Annotated in this window: 15 protein-coding genes; all 15 read right to left on the reverse strand. The window is 63.4% G+C overall.

Annotated elements, in window-relative coordinates; translation table 11 throughout:
• The gene (purF, locus tag P8014_RS02015) at positions 1-1,506 is read right to left on the reverse strand and encodes an amidophosphoribosyltransferase (protein ID WP_337815633.1); all 1,506 of its coding nucleotides are present in this window, start codon (positions 1,504-1,506) and stop codon (positions 1-3) included.
• A gap of 41 nt (positions 1,507-1,547) precedes the next feature.
• The gene (locus P8014_RS02020; RefSeq protein ID WP_337815634.1) at positions 1,548-2,039 is read right to left on the reverse strand and encodes a CvpA family protein; all 492 of its coding nucleotides are present in this window, start codon (positions 2,037-2,039) and stop codon (positions 1,548-1,550) included.
• Positions 2,036-2,731 (reverse strand): SPOR domain-containing protein, encoded by a 696-nt coding sequence (locus P8014_RS02025; RefSeq protein WP_337815635.1) that lies wholly within the window; start codon positions 2,729-2,731, stop codon positions 2,036-2,038. The genes P8014_RS02020 and P8014_RS02025 overlap by 4 nt, the downstream gene beginning before the upstream one ends.
• A gap of 33 nt (positions 2,732-2,764) precedes the next feature.
• The gene (gene folC, locus P8014_RS02030; RefSeq protein ID WP_337815636.1) at positions 2,765-4,021 is read right to left on the reverse strand and encodes a bifunctional tetrahydrofolate synthase/dihydrofolate synthase; all 1,257 of its coding nucleotides are present in this window, start codon (positions 4,019-4,021) and stop codon (positions 2,765-2,767) included.
• A 2-nt stretch (positions 4,022-4,023) separates the two neighbouring features.
• Complete coding sequence (gene accD, locus P8014_RS02035; protein WP_337815637.1) at positions 4,024-4,896, reverse strand: acetyl-CoA carboxylase, carboxyltransferase subunit beta; 873 nt, start codon at positions 4,894-4,896, stop codon at positions 4,024-4,026.
• Positions 4,883-5,737 (reverse strand): tryptophan synthase subunit alpha, encoded by an 855-nt coding sequence (trpA, locus tag P8014_RS02040; protein ID WP_337815638.1) that lies wholly within the window; start codon positions 5,735-5,737, stop codon positions 4,883-4,885. The genes accD and trpA overlap by 14 nt, the downstream gene beginning before the upstream one ends.
• Complete coding sequence (gene trpB, locus P8014_RS02045) at positions 5,734-6,966, reverse strand: tryptophan synthase subunit beta (protein WP_337815639.1); 1,233 nt, start codon at positions 6,964-6,966, stop codon at positions 5,734-5,736. The genes trpA and trpB overlap by 4 nt, the downstream gene beginning before the upstream one ends.
• Entirely contained in the window at positions 6,950-7,576 is a 627-nt protein-coding gene (locus tag P8014_RS02050; RefSeq protein WP_337815657.1) for a phosphoribosylanthranilate isomerase, read from the reverse strand. The genes trpB and P8014_RS02050 overlap by 17 nt, the downstream gene beginning before the upstream one ends.
• A 111-nt stretch (positions 7,577-7,687) precedes the next feature.
• Positions 7,688-8,464 carry a tRNA pseudouridine(38-40) synthase TruA gene (gene truA, locus P8014_RS02055; protein WP_337815658.1) on the reverse strand — a complete coding sequence of 259 codons (777 nt, stop codon included), beginning with the start codon at positions 8,462-8,464 and terminating at the stop codon, positions 7,688-7,690.
• Between the two features lie 161 nt (positions 8,465-8,625).
• A complete protein-coding gene (locus P8014_RS02060) occupies positions 8,626-11,667 on the reverse strand; it encodes a FimV/HubP family polar landmark protein (RefSeq protein ID WP_337815640.1) in 3,042 nt (1,013 codons plus the stop codon).
• 326 nt (positions 11,668-11,993) lie between these two features.
• Complete coding sequence (gene asd, locus P8014_RS02065; RefSeq protein ID WP_337815659.1) at positions 11,994-13,109, reverse strand: aspartate-semialdehyde dehydrogenase; 1,116 nt, start codon at positions 13,107-13,109, stop codon at positions 11,994-11,996.
• A 38-nt stretch (positions 13,110-13,147) separates the two neighbouring features.
• A complete protein-coding gene (gene leuB / locus P8014_RS02070; protein ID WP_337815641.1) occupies positions 13,148-14,221 on the reverse strand; it encodes a 3-isopropylmalate dehydrogenase in 1,074 nt (357 codons plus the stop codon).
• 43 nt (positions 14,222-14,264) lie between these two features.
• Positions 14,265-15,182, reverse strand: coding sequence for an EamA family transporter (locus P8014_RS02075; RefSeq protein WP_337815642.1), 918 nt, complete (start codon positions 15,180-15,182; stop codon positions 14,265-14,267).
• A gap of 206 nt (positions 15,183-15,388) precedes the next feature.
• Complete coding sequence (gene leuD / locus P8014_RS02080) at positions 15,389-16,036, reverse strand: 3-isopropylmalate dehydratase small subunit (protein WP_337815643.1); 648 nt, start codon at positions 16,034-16,036, stop codon at positions 15,389-15,391.
• Positions 16,037-16,048: 12 nt separating this feature from the next.
• Positions 16,049-17,452 carry a 3-isopropylmalate dehydratase large subunit gene (leuC, locus tag P8014_RS02085; protein ID WP_337815644.1) on the reverse strand — a complete coding sequence of 468 codons (1,404 nt, stop codon included), beginning with the start codon at positions 17,450-17,452 and terminating at the stop codon, positions 16,049-16,051.
• Positions 17,453-17,514 lie beyond the last annotated feature (62 nt).

Genomic DNA, 17,514 nt, shown 5'->3' on the forward strand with positions numbered 1-17,514 from the left:
TCAGACCGAGTTGTGCAGGCCGATGTGCGCCTGCCGCGAAACGCGCATGCCTCGCTGACCCTCGGCGCGGGCCCGCTCCAGCGCGGTCAGATAGTCGGGATCGACGCCGGTCACGTAACTGCCGTCGAACACCGACGTATCGAACTGCTCGAGCTTGGGATTACCCTTGCGCACCGCCAGGATCAGGTCGTCGAGATCCTGATAGAACAGCTTGTCCGCAAAGATCGCCTGAGCGATCTCGTCGACCGTGCGGCCATGGGCAATGAGTTCGTGCGCGGCTGGCATATCGATACCGTAGATGTTCGGATAGCGCACTGGTGGCGAGGCCGAGGCGAAATACACCTTACGCGCCCCCGCATCGCGGGCCATCATCACGATCTCGCGCGAGGTCGTGCCGCGCACGATGGAATCGTCCACCAGCAGCACGTTCTTGCCGTTGAACTCCATCTCGATCGGATTGAGCTTCTGACGCACCGACTTCTTGCGCTGGGTCTGACCCGGCATGATGAAGGTACGCGCGATGTAACGGTTCTTGATGAAGCCCTCTCGGTACTTCACGCCGAGTTGCATGGCCAGTTCCAGAGCCGAAGTGCGGCTGGTTTCCGGAATCGGGATGACAACGTCGATGTCGTGGTCCGGCCACTCGCGCTGGATTTTCTGCCCGAGATATTCGCCCATGCGCATACGTGCCTTGTGCACGAAGACGTCGTCCAGAATGGAGTCGGGACGGGCGAAATACACATGCTCGAAAATACACGGGGAATACGTCGGATTATCGGCGCACTGGCGGGTGTGCACATTGCCGTCCAGGTCGATATAGATCGCCTCGCCCGGCGCCAGGTCACGGATCAACTTGAAGCCTAGCGCGACCAGCGCCACGCTCTCGGAGGCGACCATATATTCCGGCCCTTCCGAGGTTTCGCGCATGCCGTAAACCACCGGCCGGATGCCGTACGGGTCGCGAAAGGCCACGATGCCATAGCCGTTGATCATCGCCACCACGGCATAGGCGCCGCGGCAGCGGCGGTGTACGGCACCGACGCCGTTGAAGATATTTTCGGGTTCGAGCTTCAACGGATCCTGACGCAGCAACTCCTGCGCGAACACATTCAGCAACACCTCGGAATCCGACTCAGTGTTGATGTGGCGCCGATCCTGCAGGAACAGTTCCTGCTGCAGCGCCTTGGTGTTTATCAGGTTGCCGTTGTGTCCAAGCGTGATGCCGAACGGCGAATTGACGTAGAACGGCTGCGCCTCGGCCGAAGACGAAGACCCCGCGGTCGGATAGCGCACGTGCCCAATGCCAACGTTACCGACCAGTTCCTGCATATGGCGCGCGCGGAACACGTCGCGCACAAGTCCGTTCCCCTTGCGCAGATAGAGCTTGCCCTGATCGTAGGTGACGATGCCGGCGGCGTCCTGGCCCCGGTGCTGGAGAACGGTCAGTCCGTCATACAGAGCTTGGTTGACGGGGCTGCGTCCGACAATGCCGATGATGCCGCACATTCAGGCACTTTCCTCAAACGTTGAAAAACAATGATACGCCGTCAGGCGAAGGTGATCTGCTGCGCCAGGTGTGCGGGCAGGAAATCGCGCACCCACACGGCTAGCGTCTGGAAATAGGGGACGAAGTAGGAATGGTGCCACCAGGACTCCTGCGGGAGCGCCGTCATGCCCGCGAACAACACCAGAACAACCACCGCGACCGCGCCACGGAGTATCCCGAACAGCCCGCCCAGAGCACGATCGGTTCCCGATAGGCCGGTCCGCTTGATCAAACTGGCGACGAGATTGTTGAACAGCGCCCCCAGAATCAGCGTGATGATGAACAACACGCCAAAAGCGACCGCTACGCGTAGATACGGCGCCTGTACTCCGGCCGGCAGGAATACTGCCAAACGCTCGGCGAAGGCCAGGCCGATCCAGAAGGCGAGCAGCCAAGTCGCGAGCGATATGGATTCGCGCACGAAACCGCGGAACAGGCTGACGATGATCGACACCAGAAAGATACCGGCGATCAGGAAGTCCACCCAGTTCATTTATACGGCACCACGATACCCTTGAGTTTGGTCGCCTTCAGAATCTTCGCCTGCTGCTTCTCGGCTCCGGCGCGGGTCAACTTGGGCCCGATACGTACCCGGTAATAGACCTTGCCCTTGTCGTCGAAACGGTCGACATAGGCCGAAAATCCCTGCTTGCGCAGCCGATTGCGCAAATTCAGCGCGTCGGACTCCTTGGATAGGCTCACCACCTGCACCACCCAGGCCGGCGTCACCGGCTTGCCGCCGGTCGCGGCCTCGTTCTGCGCAGGTGTAGGCTGTCGCGGTGCCGGCTTTGCGGGCGCGGGCTTTTGCTGGACCGGCTTGGAGGGAGCCGTCACCTTGGGCTCCACAACTTTTGGCTCGACGGCCTTGGGCGCGGGTTGCGGGGCCGGCGCTGCCTGCTGCTCGGGAACAACGGGAGCCTGTTGCGGCGCCGCTTGCGCGGACTGCTGGGAAGCAGCAGTACTCGGCGCCGGCATCACGCTGATCGGCTGCACCGGCGCTGTGCTCGACGCTGCCGGCGGCTGTGCCGCGCCATTGAAGCTGTAGCTGGGTTCGGGCGGGATCTGCATCTTCATCGAGACCCGCTTGTTGCTGCCGCCGCCGTTGAGCAGCATGGGCAGAAAGATCACGGCCAGTGCGATGATCACTGCCGCACCGATCAGGCGTTGTTGCAGACGTTTTTCCATCGCTAAGCGTCACACGTGGCGAAACAGAGGGGATTATAGGCTGGCAGCGAGGGCCGCCGCCACGGTCAGAAACGATCCACATACCACGATGCGATCATCCTCACTCGCCGCGGCACGAGCAGCGGACAGCGCGGCGGCGACATCGGCGTGGAGCGTCAGCGGCGTCTGGCAGGACGTCATGCGCGCGGCGAGCGCTTGCGCATCGAGGCCGCGCGGTGTATCCAGCCCGGCGACGAACCAGTGTGCCACCACCGTATCGAGTTCAGCAGCAATCGCTTCGATATCCTTGTCGCACAAAGCCGAGAACACCGCCAGCGTACTCCCCGGCACCGCTACATCCCGCAGGATGGAGGCCAAGGCCCGCGCCGCCTGGGGATTGTGCGCCACGTCGCAGTACACCGGCGGCGTACCCGGCAAGCGCTGAAAACGGCCGGCCACGCGCACCGTACGCAAACCCTCCGTACGGGCTTTTTCACTGACCGGCAATCGGTTAGTCAGGACGTTCAACGCTGCCAGAGCCGTTGCCGCATTGTCGATCTGGAAACGACCGTACAGGGCCGGCGAGGGCAAATCCCGAACGCACCCGCCACCGCTCCAGCGCATGCCAGCCCCTCGGCGCTCCGCATCGAAATCACGCCCGAGCAGATGCAAGTCCGCGCCGAGCGAATACGCATGGTCGAGCACTGACGCCGGCGGCTGACGGTCTCCGCAGATCACCGGCCGCGCCGCGCGCATGATGCCCGCCTTTTCCCGGCCGATCACCTCGCGATCGTCTCCCAGCCAATCGGCATGATCCAGATCTATCGAGGTCACCACGGCGACATCCGGATCGATGACGTTGACCGCGTCCAGGCGGCCGCCCAGACCGACTTCGAGCAGCATGACCTCGACGTCCGCGTCCGCGAACGCGTACAACGCAGCCAAGGTGCCGAATTCGAAATAGGTCAGGGGAATTTCGTCGCGCGCCGCGTCGATACGGGCGAAGGCCTCACACAGAACGGCGTCGCCGACCTCGGCTCCCGCGATGCGCACCCGCTCGTTGTAGCGCAACAGATGTGGCGAGGTATAGGCGCCGACGCGATAGCCTTCCGCGCCCAGCATCGCCTCGAGCAGCGCCACCACCGAGCCCTTGCCGTTGGTACCGGCGACGGTTATCACCGGACATTGCGGCCGCAGCAGGCCCAGACGCTCGCCCACAGTCCGCACGCGCTCGAGACCGAGCACGATCTCCTTGGGCGATAGCGTCTGTTGCCACTCCAGCCACGCGTCGAGCGTGGCGAATCGGGCCATGCTCAGGCCGATTCCTGCGCCGCCGGCCGTCGCTGCAGCATACCCAGCAGATTGGCGAGCCGATCACGCATTTCACGCCGGTCGACGATCAGATCGATGGCCCCGTGTTCGAGCAGGAACTCGCTGCGCTGAAATCCTTCGGGCAGGGTTTCGCGTACGGTCTGCTGGATCACGCGCGGGCCGGCGAATCCGATCAGCGCCCCAGGTTCGGCGACATTGATGTCGCCCAACATGGCAAGACTCGCCGAGACGCCGCCCATGGTCGGATCGGTCAACACCGAAATGAACGGTATACCGGCTTCGGACAGCCGCGCGAGAGCGGCGCTGGTCTTGGCCATCTGCATCAGCGAAAACAGCGCCTCCTGCATGCGCGCACCGCCGCTGGCGGAGAAACATATCAGCGGCACGCCATCAGCCAACGCAGCATCGACGCCGCGCACGAAGCGTTCACCGACCACCGAGCCCATCGAGCCGCCCATGAATTCGAAGTTGAAGGCGGCAACCACCACCGGCAGCCCCTTGAGGCTACCCCGCATCACCACCAGCGCATCCTTCTCGCCGGTCTGGCGCTGTGCCGCAGTAATGCGATCCTTGTATTTCTTGCTGTCGCGAAAGCGCAGCGCATCGACCGGCACCAGCTCCGCACCGATCTCAGTCTGCCCGCCCTCGTCGAGAAAGGTCTCCAGGCGCCGCCGGGCGTTGATACGCAGGTGATATCCGCACTTGAGACACACGTCGCTGTTGCGCTCGACTTCCGGCTTGTACAGCACGCCGTCGCACGACGGGCATTTGTCCCAAAGCCCCTCGGGCACGCCGCGCTTGGCACGACCTTCTGTGCGAATGCGCGACGGCAACAGCTTCTCATACCAACTCATCAGGAATATCCCCAGTCATCGTTTCGTTGCCGCACGTCGCCGCATCCATGGCATCGCGCATCGATTCCATCAGCGCTCTCAGTTCGGAGGCGATCGTTTGCGGAGCATCCGCATGCTGCTCGACCAGTCGCACCACCGCACTGCCGACGATCACCGCATCGGCCACTCGGGCAACCTGCGCCGCCGTCGCCGCATCCTTGATTCCGAAGCCTACACCGACCGGCAGCCTGCAGTGCGCGCGGATGGCATCGAGGCGTTCGGCCACCTGCCCCACATCCAACGTGTTCGCGCCGGTAACGCCCTTGAGGGACACGTAGTACACATAACCCCGAGCGCGCTGGCAGACGCTTTCGATGCGCCGCGCGGTGCTAGTCGGAGACAGCAGGAAGATCGGATCGAGCGCTTCCTCGTCCAACAGCCGCAACAGCTCGCCACCCTCTTCCGGCGGCAGGTCGACGATCAGCACGCCATCGACGCCGGCCTCGCGCGCTGCCGCGGCGAAAGCTGCATAGCCCATCGCCTCGACCGGATTGAGATAGCCCATCAACACGACCGGCGTGTGCTTGTCGCGATCACGGAACTCCCGCACCATTTGCAGCACCCGCCGCATGCCGACATGATGCAGCAGCGCGCGCTCGCATGCCGCCTGGATCACTGGGCCGTCGGCCATGGGATCGGAAAACGGCACCCCCAGCTCGAGCAGATCGGCGCCGCCCTCGACCAAGGCATGCATCAACCCGACCGTCACGCCGGGTTCGGGATCGCCCGCGGTGACATAGGGCACGAGGGCCGAACGCCCCTGCGCGCGCAGGGCCTCGAAACATTGCGCGATGCGGCTCACAGTTCAATGCCCTCCAGGCGCGCGATAGTGTTGATATCCTTATCGCCGCGCCCGGACAGATTGACCACGACATGCTGGTCGACGCTCAGTTGCGGAGCGAGCTTGGCGGCATACGCCATCGCGTGGCTCGACTCCAGCGCGGGAATGATGCCCTCGGTGCGCGTCAGTACGTGGAACGCAGCCAAGGCCTCTTCATCGTCGACAGTGACGTACTCCGCCCGCCCCATATCCTTTAGCCACGCGTGTTCAGGTCCGACACCGGGGTAATCGAGCCCAGCCGAAACCGAATGCGTCGCCATGATTTGACCGTCCTCGTCCTCCATCAGATAGGTGCGGTTGCCATGCAGCACACCGGGACGGCCGGCTGTCAACGGCGCGGCGTGATGGCCGCTGGCGACTCCGTAACCACCGGCTTCCACGCCAATCATGCGCACGCCGGCATCGCCGAGGAAGGGATGGAACAGGCCGATAGCATTAGAGCCTCCGCCCACGCAGGCGACCAGGGCGTCCGGCAGCCGACCGATCTGCGTCAGCGACTGCGCCCGCGCCTCACGACCGATCACCGCCTGGAAATCGCGCACCATCTGCGGATAGGGATGCGGCCCCGCGACCGTACCGATGATGTAGAACGTGTCGTCGACACGTGTGACCCAGTCGCGCATCGCCTCGTTGAGCGCGTCCTTGAGCGTGCGCGAGCCACTAGTGACCGGCACCACCTCCGCACCCAGCAGCTTCATGCGATACACGTTGGGGGCCTGGCGTTCGATATCCTCGGCCCCCATGTAGACCACGCACTCCAGCCCCAGCCGCGCGGCCACGGTGGCGGAAGCCACGCCGTGCTGGCCTGCGCCGGTTTCCGCGATGATCCGCGTCTTACCCATGCGTTTGGCGAGCAGAGCCTGGCCGATCGTGTTGTTGATCTTGTGCGCACCGGTGTGATTGAGGTCTTCGCGCTTGAGGTGGATCTGCGCGCCACCGAGTTCACGGCTCAGCCGCTCGGCGTGATACAGCGGGCTCGGACGCCCCACGTAGTGGGCCAGGTCCTCGTCGAATTCCGCCCAGAAGGCCGGATCCGCACGCAATGCCGCATAGGTATCGCGCAATGCATCGATGGCATCCATCAGGGTCTCGGCCACGAAACATCCGCCGTACGGTCCGAAATGACCGCTTGAATCGGGATACTGATCCCAGTCGGTCACCCCGGGCAAAGACTCATTCGCTGTCGCCACGTCTCACCTCGTTCATGAAGGCTTCGATCAAGCCCGCATCCTTGATTCCCGGCGTCGCCTCGACGCCGCTGCTTACATCCACCGCGTACGGCCGGACCACGCGCACCGCCTCGGCGACGTTATCCGGCTTCAAGCCGCCCGCCAACACCACAGGACGGCCAAGATCGGCCGGAATTCGTTTCCAGTCGAACACACGGCCCGTACCGCCTGCCTGGCCATGCGCATGGCTGTCGAGCAGCAGCGCACAGGCATCGGCATAAGTCTTTGCCAGAATCCGCAGATCAGCCCCTTCGCCGGCACCGATGGCCTTCATGTAGGGACGCCCGAAGCTGCGGCAGGACTCGGCCGTCTCGAGCCCATGAAACTGCAGCACGTCAAGACGTACCTGCCGCATGATCTCGCGCACCTGCTCGGCTTCGGCATCCAGAAACAGACCCACCGTGGTCACGAAAGGCGGCAGCATGGACACCAGCGCCGCGGCAGCGGCCGGTTCGATGCAGCGCGGACTCTTGGGATAGAACACCAGACCGAGCGCATCCGCGCCGGCCGCCACCGCAGCGGCGGCGTCCGTCTCCCGCGTGATACCGCAAACCTTCACCCGCGTACGCATCGCGTCACCATCAAACACGCCGCCGACAGCCCGGGCGGCCGCGGACATCCATGTAACAAGCGGTCAAGGGTAGCAGATTTCAAGCTTCCCTCGGAAACCGCAGACAGGGCTTCAGAACTGAGGCAGACGCATCTGCGCCGGCAGCATGAAATGTTCCGCATATTCGACATGTACGAAATACAGGCCATCCGACGGTGCTGTGATTCCGCCCTGCGTACGATCGCGTCGCTCCAGCACCTCCCGAGCCCACTCAGGTGGCTGCTCTCCCTTGCCGATGGTGATCAGCACCCCTGCGATATTGCGCACCATATGATGCAAAAAGGCATTCGCATGCACGTCCAGGTAAATGTATTCGCCGGCGCTCTCGACCTGCAGCGAATAGATCTGTCTGACGGGACTCTTGGCCTGACAGGCCAGGGCACGATAGCTGGAGAAGTCATGCTCGCCTATGAGGTACTGCGTCGCCGTCCGCATCGCCTCGACATCAAGCGGAGCGTGTACCCAGGTGACGCGGCCGCGCTGAAGACCAGGACGCACCCAGCGATTCAGGATCACGTAACGATAACGGCGTGATTGCGCCGAGAAGCGTGCATGGAACTCCTCGTCCACCTCCTTCGCCCACAGCAGGCTGACGTCACGCGGCAGATTCGCGTTCCCGCCCAGCACCCACGAACGCGTAGAGCGTGACGCTTCGCTGTCGAAGTGAATCACCTGCCCCAAACCGTGCACACCGGTATCCGTACGTCCGGCACAGATCACCCGCAGATCATGGTTCGCCACCTTGGCAAGCGCCTGCTCTACGCACCCCTGCACGGTGCGCACACCGTCCTGCAACTGCCAGCCGCAGAAATCGCCGCCGTCATATTCAACGCCCAACGCGATACGCATCATGCTTTCCCGTTTGCGCCCGGCACTTCCCGCGAGGCTTGGTGGTCAGCCGGGATATGCAGGGAACGATCCAAGATAAGGTCCAAGATGTCCATACCTCAAACGCACGGAGGCCGGACAGTTTTCAGCCGCCCGGCCTCCGTACATCCAGCGCTTGCGGATCAACTCAATTGCTTGAGCAGTTCCTCCGCCTGCTTCTTCTGCTCGTCGCTGCCCTCGGTCATGACTTCCTCCAGGGCACTCTGAGCACCCTCGCTATCACCCATGTCGATATAGGCACGAGCCAGATCCAGCTTGGTGGCGACCTCGTCACCGATCATGTCGCCCATGGTATCGGCTTCCGCACTCGCGATTTCGGCATCAAGACCGGCCTCGGGTTCGGGCAGGTCGTCCAGCGACAAGCCCTGATCGGTGTCGAGATCGGTCTCGCCCGACGCGGTCGCATCCTCCAAACCGGAGGTCTCCGCTTCCAGATCGAAAGCCCCGGTATCGAGATCGAGGGACTCGAAATCGTCGCCCTCGTCCTGCCCGTCGCCGGAACCGATATCGGGCAGATCGCTGATATCCAGATCCAGGCCGGTATCGTCTGAGGAGGACACGGATTCCTCTGCCGGCGCCTCCGAAGTGATATCCAGATCGTCGAGATCGAAATCCAGCTCATCCAACTGTTCCTCGACGGACGGTTTCTGTTCTCCCGGCAACTCTGGAGAAAGCTCTGTCGGCGTACCGCTCTCCTCAGCAGATACGTCTTCCAATTCTTCGCCAAGCTCGAGTGGCGCGGGCGCGTCTTCCGCAGCCTCGCCCTCGCCCGCGGATGCGTCGAGATCAGCCGCCTCATCCTCGCCCAAATCCAAGTCACCGAGATCCACTGACTCGTCCTCCTCGGAGGATTGAGCCTCGACGTCCGCGAACTCATCCTCACCCAGGTCGAGTTCGCCGAGATCCAGCGCCTCATCGGATTCCGACTCTTCGCCCTCGGCTTCTCCCAGATCGAAATCACTCTCGGCGTCGACATCCGACAAATCGCCGAGATCGAACTCGCTGTCGCCAAGATCAAGCTCGTCGCTTTCCGGTTCCGGGGCCATCACGTCGGCGGACGTCAAGCCTCCAGTATCGGTTCCCGTGAACAACGGGTTGTCCGGCACCAATTCCTTGCCCAAGGTAGCCACGCGAATCCACAGCGGATCGACTTCAGGGTGCGCCAAGGCGCCATACAGTTCCTTGGCCCCCGACTCGAATTCGGAAACGTTCTTTGCGCCGAAATGGCACTCGAGCAGCTTGGCACGGTAATCGTTGCGACTGGAATCCTCGGTCAGAGCCTTTTGCAGCACGTCTTCGGCCTGAGGGAAGAGTCCATACGCGATGTACACGTCGGCTTCGGCCAACACGTCGTCCGCCGCTTCGGCCGCCTTTGCGCTAGCCTCCGCCTTGGCTGCATTCGAGTCGGATTCGTCGTCCTCACCGGCCTCCACGGTCGTCTCGTCGAACCCGTCTTCCTCGGCCTGTGCCGGCTGCTCCACCTCATCCGGGATGCTGGTCTCGGGCTCTTCCTCTGCAGCGTCGCCGGCATCGAAAAACGGCGCGTTCTCATCGGCGACTTGTTCTTCCGGCTGCGTCTCCTTGACAGCGTCACGCGGTTTGGAGGAGCGGCGCACGACCAGCCACAGCAATGTCAGCAACAGCAAACCAACCCCGCCGGCCCCCATAAGCATGCTGGGGTTGCCCAGCAGGTCGCTGATCAGGCTCGGCCGCGGCGCCGGCTTGGGTGCGGAAACGACCGGTTTCGGCGCAGCAGCCGGCTTGGGCGTCTGCTGTTCCACGGGGGCCGGTTCGGGCTTGGCTTGCGCGGGTGCGGCCATGGTCGACGGTGCGGCAGGAACAGCCGCAGCCGACTGTTCGACCGTCGTGGCCGGAGCCATCGCCGTGGTCTTGGCGGGAGCCGCCTGTGCGGCAGACGCCTGGGTCGAGGACGCCGCAGGCTGTACAGCCGACGGCGTCACGGCAGTCGCGTTCGCCGCCAGTTTCCGCTGCAGGTTGGCCAACTGCTGATTCTTAAGGTCGATCAACTTCTGCTGTTTGTCGACGATGCCCTGCAACGCCGTCAGACGCGACTCGAGATCCGAGATCTTCTGCTGATTGGAAGCAGTGGCTTCCTCCGCCAGGGAAAGCTGGTGCTGCAGCTTGCTGGCCGCATTGTCTCCAGCCATGGCGACCTGCGACGAGCCCTTGCCGTCGCCGCTGGCGCTCGCCTCGGTTCCCATGATCTTGAGACGCGAACCGGACGCTGCCGACGAAGACGGCTTGGCCGTGGCCGTGGCCGTGGCCGTGGTCGACGAGGACTTCTCACCGTTCTTGAGCTGACTCTGAGCAACCGTACTGCCGGCCATTCGGGCAGCATACTCACGCCACAGACCGTTCTGCTTGCGAACCTCGGCAGCTGCCCGGCTCTGGCTAATGCCGGGCAGGGCGCCGGCTGGCGGCATACGCAACACGTAGCCTTGCTTCAAACCGTTGATATTACGGTGGATGAAAGCATCGGGATTGGCCTTGACCAGCGCGATCATCATCTGATTAATGCTGGTCGAAGCGTTCGGGCGCATACGGCTGGCGATCTTAAACAGAGTATCGCCCTTCTTCACACGATAGCTGCTGGCGGCGGCACCGCTTTTTTGCAACGGTGCTGCAGCCGCAGACTTGGCCTGCTGCCTGGCGGCGGGGCGGGCCGGCGCTGTCGCCCGGGCCCGTTTGACCATAGGTGCGGGCGCGGCGACCGGCGTGATCACCGAAGCCTCCGGCTTACCCTGCATGTAATTCGGCGGATTGAGCAGCACGGTGTATTCACGCAGCAATCGCCCGCCGGGCCAGTTCACCTCCAACAGAAAATCCAGGAACGGCTGCTTCACCGCACCGCGGGTGGTGACCTGAATATAGGGTTCGCCGCCGCTACCGCTCACGACCTTGAACTGCAGCTTATCCAGATAATCGGGACGCGGGATGCCAACCTGCTGGAACAGTTGCGGGGAGGCAAGCCGAACGCTCATACCCTGCACTTCGCCAGGACTGGTCCCGACCAACTTGATATTGGCCTGCAGAGGCTGGTTAAGCGTGGTGCTAACCTCGATGGAACCGAGCCCGAGCGCCAGGGAAGTAACGGGCGCCAGGAGGCACCCCATGAGGGACAAGCCCAAGGCCAGTCTACGCACGTTCCGATCCCCTCAATTTTATAAGCTTGTTCGGAGTGATCATTGTGATCGTCGATTATACCCGCGCTCGTGGGTTGCAGGCCGCTCCGACGTAGGCCATTTTCCTGATACGCGATCGAGATTACCGCGGTAACTTTAGATTATAAGTGGTGTTTTATCAAAAACTCGACGCTTTGAACACCATTGCGAACATTGCATCCGCAACAAAAAAGTCCGAGGACGAGCCACCTCCCCCCATGCACGCCTGCCGCAGCCGCCCAGCCACGGTCGCCGGAGCCCGGCGGAAACCATCCGCAAACAGGCCCGACACTACCGCGCGAAAAAGCTCAGCCGCGGCTTTCGAGCAAGATGCGAAGCATCCGGCGCAGAGGCTCGGCGGCCCCCCACAGCAACTGGTCGCCGCAGGTGAATGCGCCCAGGTATTGCGGCCCCATGTTCAACTTGCGCAGACGCCCCACCGGCACCTCCAGCCTGCCGTTGACCTCCGCGGGGCTCAACTTGCGCATGGAGGCTTCGCGTTCGTTGGGTATCAGTCGCACCCAATCGTTGGCTTCGCGGACAAGGGCTTCGATATCGGCCACCGCCACATCCTGAGTCAGCTTAATGGTCAGCGCCTGTGAATGGCAGCGCATACTGCCTACTCGCACGCAGAAACCGTCGATCGGCAGAGGATCGGCCTCACGCCCGAGTATCTTGTTGGTTTCCGCCTGTCCCTTCCATTCCTCGCGACTCTGACCGTTGTCGAGTCGCTTGTCGATCCACGGAATCAGGCTGCCGGCCAGCGGCACCCCGAAATATTCGGTCGGCAGCTCCGGCGAGCGCAGTGCTGCACTCACCTTGGCGTCGATGTCGAGAATGGCCGCTCCCGGATCGGCCAGCTCGCCGGCCACCGCATCACGCAGGGCGCCCATCTGCATCAGCAGTTCGCGCATGTTCTGCGCCCCCGCACCACTGGCCGCCTGGTACGTCATCACGCTCATCCACTCGACCAGACCGGCCTGGAACAAGCCCCCGAGGCCCATAAGCATGAGGCTGACCGTACAATTACCGCCGATCCAGGTACGGCCGCCGGCGGCCAGACGCGCATCGATGGCATCACGGTTGACCGGGTCGAGCACGATCACCGCTTCCTCGCTCATACGCAGCGTGGAAGCGGCGTCGATCCAGTGACCATCCCAACCGGCCCCGCGCAGTTGCGGATAGACCCGCGACGTATAGTCGCCGCCCTGACAGGTAACGATCACATCCATCTCGCCGAGGCGGGCCAGATCGTAGGCATCCGCCAGGGCGCCTGAACCGCCGTAGCCCGGAGCCGCGCCACCGGCGTTGGAAGTACTGAAAAACCGGGGTTCAATCAGCGCAAAGTCCCCTTCGACCTGCATGCGCTGCATGAGCACGGAACCGACCATCCCGCGCCAACCCACCAATCCAACTCGCATCATCATTGATTCCTCTCGCAATCCTGCTGTGTACGTCAGGCCTAAAGCGCTGCAACCACTGCCGCTCCCATCTCGGCAGTGCTCGCAACGGCTTCGCCCTCACGTGCGATATCGGCCGTGCGCAGACCCTGCCCCAACACCGAGCCCACCGCCGCATCGATGCGATCGGCCAGCACGGCTTCGCCCAACGAGTGGCGCAGCAGCATCGACGCCGAGAGAATGGTCGCCAGCGGATTCGCCATACCGCGCCCGGCAATGTCCGGCGCTGAGCCGTGGATGGGTTCGTACATACCCTGGCCCGACGCGTTCAGCGAGGCCGAAGGCAGCATGCCGATCGAACCGGTCAGCATTGAGGCCGCATCCGAAAGAATATCGCCGAACATATTAGTGGTAACCATCACGTCGAACTGCTTCGGCGCGCGCACCAACTGCATCGCGGCGTTGTCGACATACATGTGCGACAGTTCCACCTCGGGGTAATCCCCGCTCACGCGGACCACGATCTCGCGCCAGAATTCGGAGACCTCGAGCACGTTGGCCTTGTCTACCGAACACAGTCGCTTGCCGCGCTTCATCGCCGTCTCGAAGGCCGCGCGCGCGATGCGTTCGACCTCGGACTCGCGGTAAACCAGCGTATTGAAGCCTTCGCGCTCACCGTCTTCGCACGTATGCACGCCGCGCGGCTCGCCAAAATAGATGCCTCCGGTCAGTTCGCGCACGATCATGATGTCCAGGCCTTCGACCACCTCGCGCTTGAGCGTCGAGGCCTCGGCCAGCTCGGGGTAGAGCAGCGCGGGCCGCAGGTTGGCGAACAGGCCCAGCTCCTTGCGGATCGCCAGCAGACCACGCTCGGGGCGCAGCTCGCGCGGCAGCGTGTCGTACTGCGGACCGCCGACCGCGCCGAGCAGGATCGCATCCGCCTCGCGCGCCTTGGCCAGAGTCGCCTCCGGCAACGGCTGGCCCGCGGCGTCGTAGCCGGCGCCGCCGATGGCCGCCTCGTCGAGTTCGACGTCCAGCCCGTGTCCGATCTTCAGCGCGTCGATCACCTTCACCGCCTCGGCGATGATCTCGGGACCAACCCCGTCACCCGGCAATACCAGAATTTTACGACTCATGGCTTTCGACTCCTCGAAACGTTAAGAAAATCATTTTATGCGGTTACATTTCGGACGCGGCGATCATGACCACGCCGAACGCCACCAGTACCAGCGCCGCAACCTCGCCTATGCGCACCCGTTCGCGCAGATAGAAATGACCGACCAGGAACGTGAATAGAATTTCGATCTGCCCCAGGCCGCGCACCAACGCGACATGCGTCAATGCGAAGCCGGTGAACCAGGCTACCGAACCGAGTGCCGACAGCACTCCCACCGGCGCCGCACGGCGCCAGGCTCGCAGGCAGGCCGCGAGTTGCGGGCGCTGGCGCCAGGCCATGTACCCACCCTGCATCGCCGTCTGCAACACATTGGTCACCAGCAGCATCAGCAGCGCCTTGAACAGCGCGGGCAGCGCAGCCGGCAGCGCCAGACTTGCCTGGCGCAGCGCCAGCGCGGTGACCGCGAAGCACAGGCCCGCGCCCAGACCATATAAAGCGGCCGGCTGGAATGAGGCGCGCAACAGCTCGCCCGGACTCATGCGCCGCCCGGCAAAGGACAGCAGCAACACACCGATCACCGCGAGCAGTATCCCTGCCGTCGCCAGCGACGGCAGGCTGACGCCGAACACCACCACCGAGATCACCACCAGCTGCGCGGCCTCCGTCTTGGCATAGGCCGTGCCGACCACGAAGTTGCGCATGCCGAAAGCGCTGATCAGCAACACGGTCGCGACGATCTGCGCCACGCCGGCGATGACGCATAGCAGCAGGAATTGCGGCGACAACGCCGGCAGCTCCGGCCGCAGCCAAACCCAGGCCAGCAGCAGCATCGCCAGATCCAACGGCAACGCGTAGAGATAACGCACGAAGCCCGCTCCGCTGGGCGACAGCGACTCGCGCAGCCGCGCCTGCAGGGCGGTGCGCCAGACCTGAAAAATCGCCGCGGAGATGGTGACAGGAATCCACGCCGGCACGCTCACCGGTACGAACCAACAGGCGATTGAAACCCCTCAGGCGAGTGCGAAAGAAAGGCAAATCGGGTAAAAAATCTTTCCGGAAAAGACTTTCGCGCCAGCCGCGTAGTTGGCAGGCACAAGGAAAGGCCTGCCAACCAGCCCAGTTTACACATAAAAAATGAGCAGTCTGAGCCTGACTTTGACGCCCTATCGTACCGCATGAGTAAATTTCAACCGCCTGTTGCGAACAGCCACGGGGCCTGCTGCCGCCGCTTGGCTTCGTAAGCACGGATGTCCTCGGCATGCTGCAGCGTCAGGCCGATGTCGTCCAGGCCTTCGAGCAGGCAATGCTTGCGGAAGGGATCGACTTCGAAACCGTGGCTCTGCCCATCCGGCGTCGTGACCGTCTGTGCTTCCAGATCGATCGTCAGCGCATAATCCGGCATCGCCTCAACTCCGGCGAACAGTTCATCGACGACCGCCTCGTCCAGCACGATGGGCAGCAGACCGCTTTTGAAGCTGTTGTTGTAGAAGATGTCCGCGAAGCTCGGCGCGATCACCGCACGGATGCCATAGTCGTCCAGCGCCCATACGGCATGCTCACGCGAGGAACCGCAACCGAAGTTCTTGCGTGCCAGCAGCACCGAGCCGCCCGCGTAGCGCGGAGCGTTGAGCACGAAGTCCGGGTCGAGTCGGCGCGTGGCGTTGTCGATGCCGGGCTCGCCCGGATCGAGATAGCGCCAGCTGTCGAACAGATTGGGACCGAAACCGGTGCGCTTGATCGACTTCAGATACTGCTTGGGAATGATCGCGTCGGTATCGACGTTGGACCGATCGAGCGGAATCACCTTGCCCGTATGCGTGGTAAATGCCTGCATGATTCTGACTCCTTACAACGAACGCACGTCGACGAAATGCCCGGCGACCGCAGCCGCCGCGGCCATGGCCGGACTCACCAGATGGGTACGCCCGCCCTGCCCCTGCCGGCCCTCGAAATTGCGGTTCGAGGTCGAGGCGCAGCGCTCGCCCGGCTCCAGCCGATCGGCGTTCATCGCCAGGCACATGGAACAGCCCGGTTCGCGCCATTCGAAACCGGCCTCGAGGAAGACCTTGTCCAGACCCTCTTCCTCGGCCTGGCGCTTGATCAGGCCCGAACCCGGCACCACCATCGCCAGCTTGACGTTATCGGCCACCTTACGACCCTTGGCCACCGCCGCGGCGGCACGCAGATCCTCGATGCGCGAGTTGGTGCAGGAGCCGATGAACACCTTGTCGATCATGACTTCCTCGATCGGCGCACCCGCCTCCAGCCCCATGTAGCTCAGGGCGCGGCGTATACCCTCGGCCTTCACGGAGTCGGCCTCCGCGGCCGGATCCGGCACTCTGGCGTCGACCGGCGCGACCATTTCGGGAGAGGTGCCCCAAGTGACCTGCGGGCGGATCTGCGTGGCGTCGATCACCACCTCGTGATCGAACGCGGCGTCGTCATCGCTACGCAGCTCGCTCCAAGCCGCCACCGCTGCGTCCCACTGATCGCCCTTGGGGGCGTAGGGACGACCCTCAAGATAGTCGATGGTGGTCTGGTCCACGGCCACCATGCCCGCACGCGCGCCGGCCTCGATAGTCATGTTGCACAGCGTCATGCGCCCTTCCATGGACAGCGCACTCACCGCCGAACCGGCGAATTCGATGGCGCAGCCGGTACCGCCGGCGGTGCCGATCTCGCCGATAATGGCCAGCGCGATGTCCTTGGCGGTGACGCCGGGTCCGGTCTCGCCCTCCACCCGCACACGCATGTTGCGTGACTTCTTCTGGATCAGGCATTGCGTGGCCAGCACGTGTTCGACCTCGGAGGTACCGATGCCGTGCGCCAGTGCGCCGAACGCTCCGTGCGTAGAGGTGTGCGAATCGCCGCACACCACCGTCATGCCCGGGAGAGTCGCGCCCTGCTCCGGCCCGATCACATGCACGATGCCTTGGCGCGGATCGTCCACCTTGAATTCGGTGATGTGGTAGACGCGGCAGTTTTCGTCCAGGGTATCCACCTGCTGACGTGCGACCGGATCATCGATGCCGCGTACGCGGTCGGTGGTCGGAACATTGTGATCCGGCACCGCCAGAATGCTGTCGACACGCCACGGTTCGCGCCCGGCCAGACGCAGCCCCTCGAAGGCCTGCGGACTGGTCACCTCGTGCACCAGATGCCGATCGATATAGAGCAGCGCCGTGCCGTCCGCCTCGCTGCGCACGACATGGGCATCCCACAATTTGTCGTAAAGCGTCTTTCCTGTCATCTATCACGCCTCCTCGCTGTGTAGGCCGAGACTAATCCCGGTCAATATATAACTCAAATGGC

The organism is Acidihalobacter sp. (genome assembly GCF_037381185.1).
Classification (GTDB): domain Bacteria; phylum Pseudomonadota; class Gammaproteobacteria; order DSM-5130; family Acidihalobacteraceae; genus Acidihalobacter_A.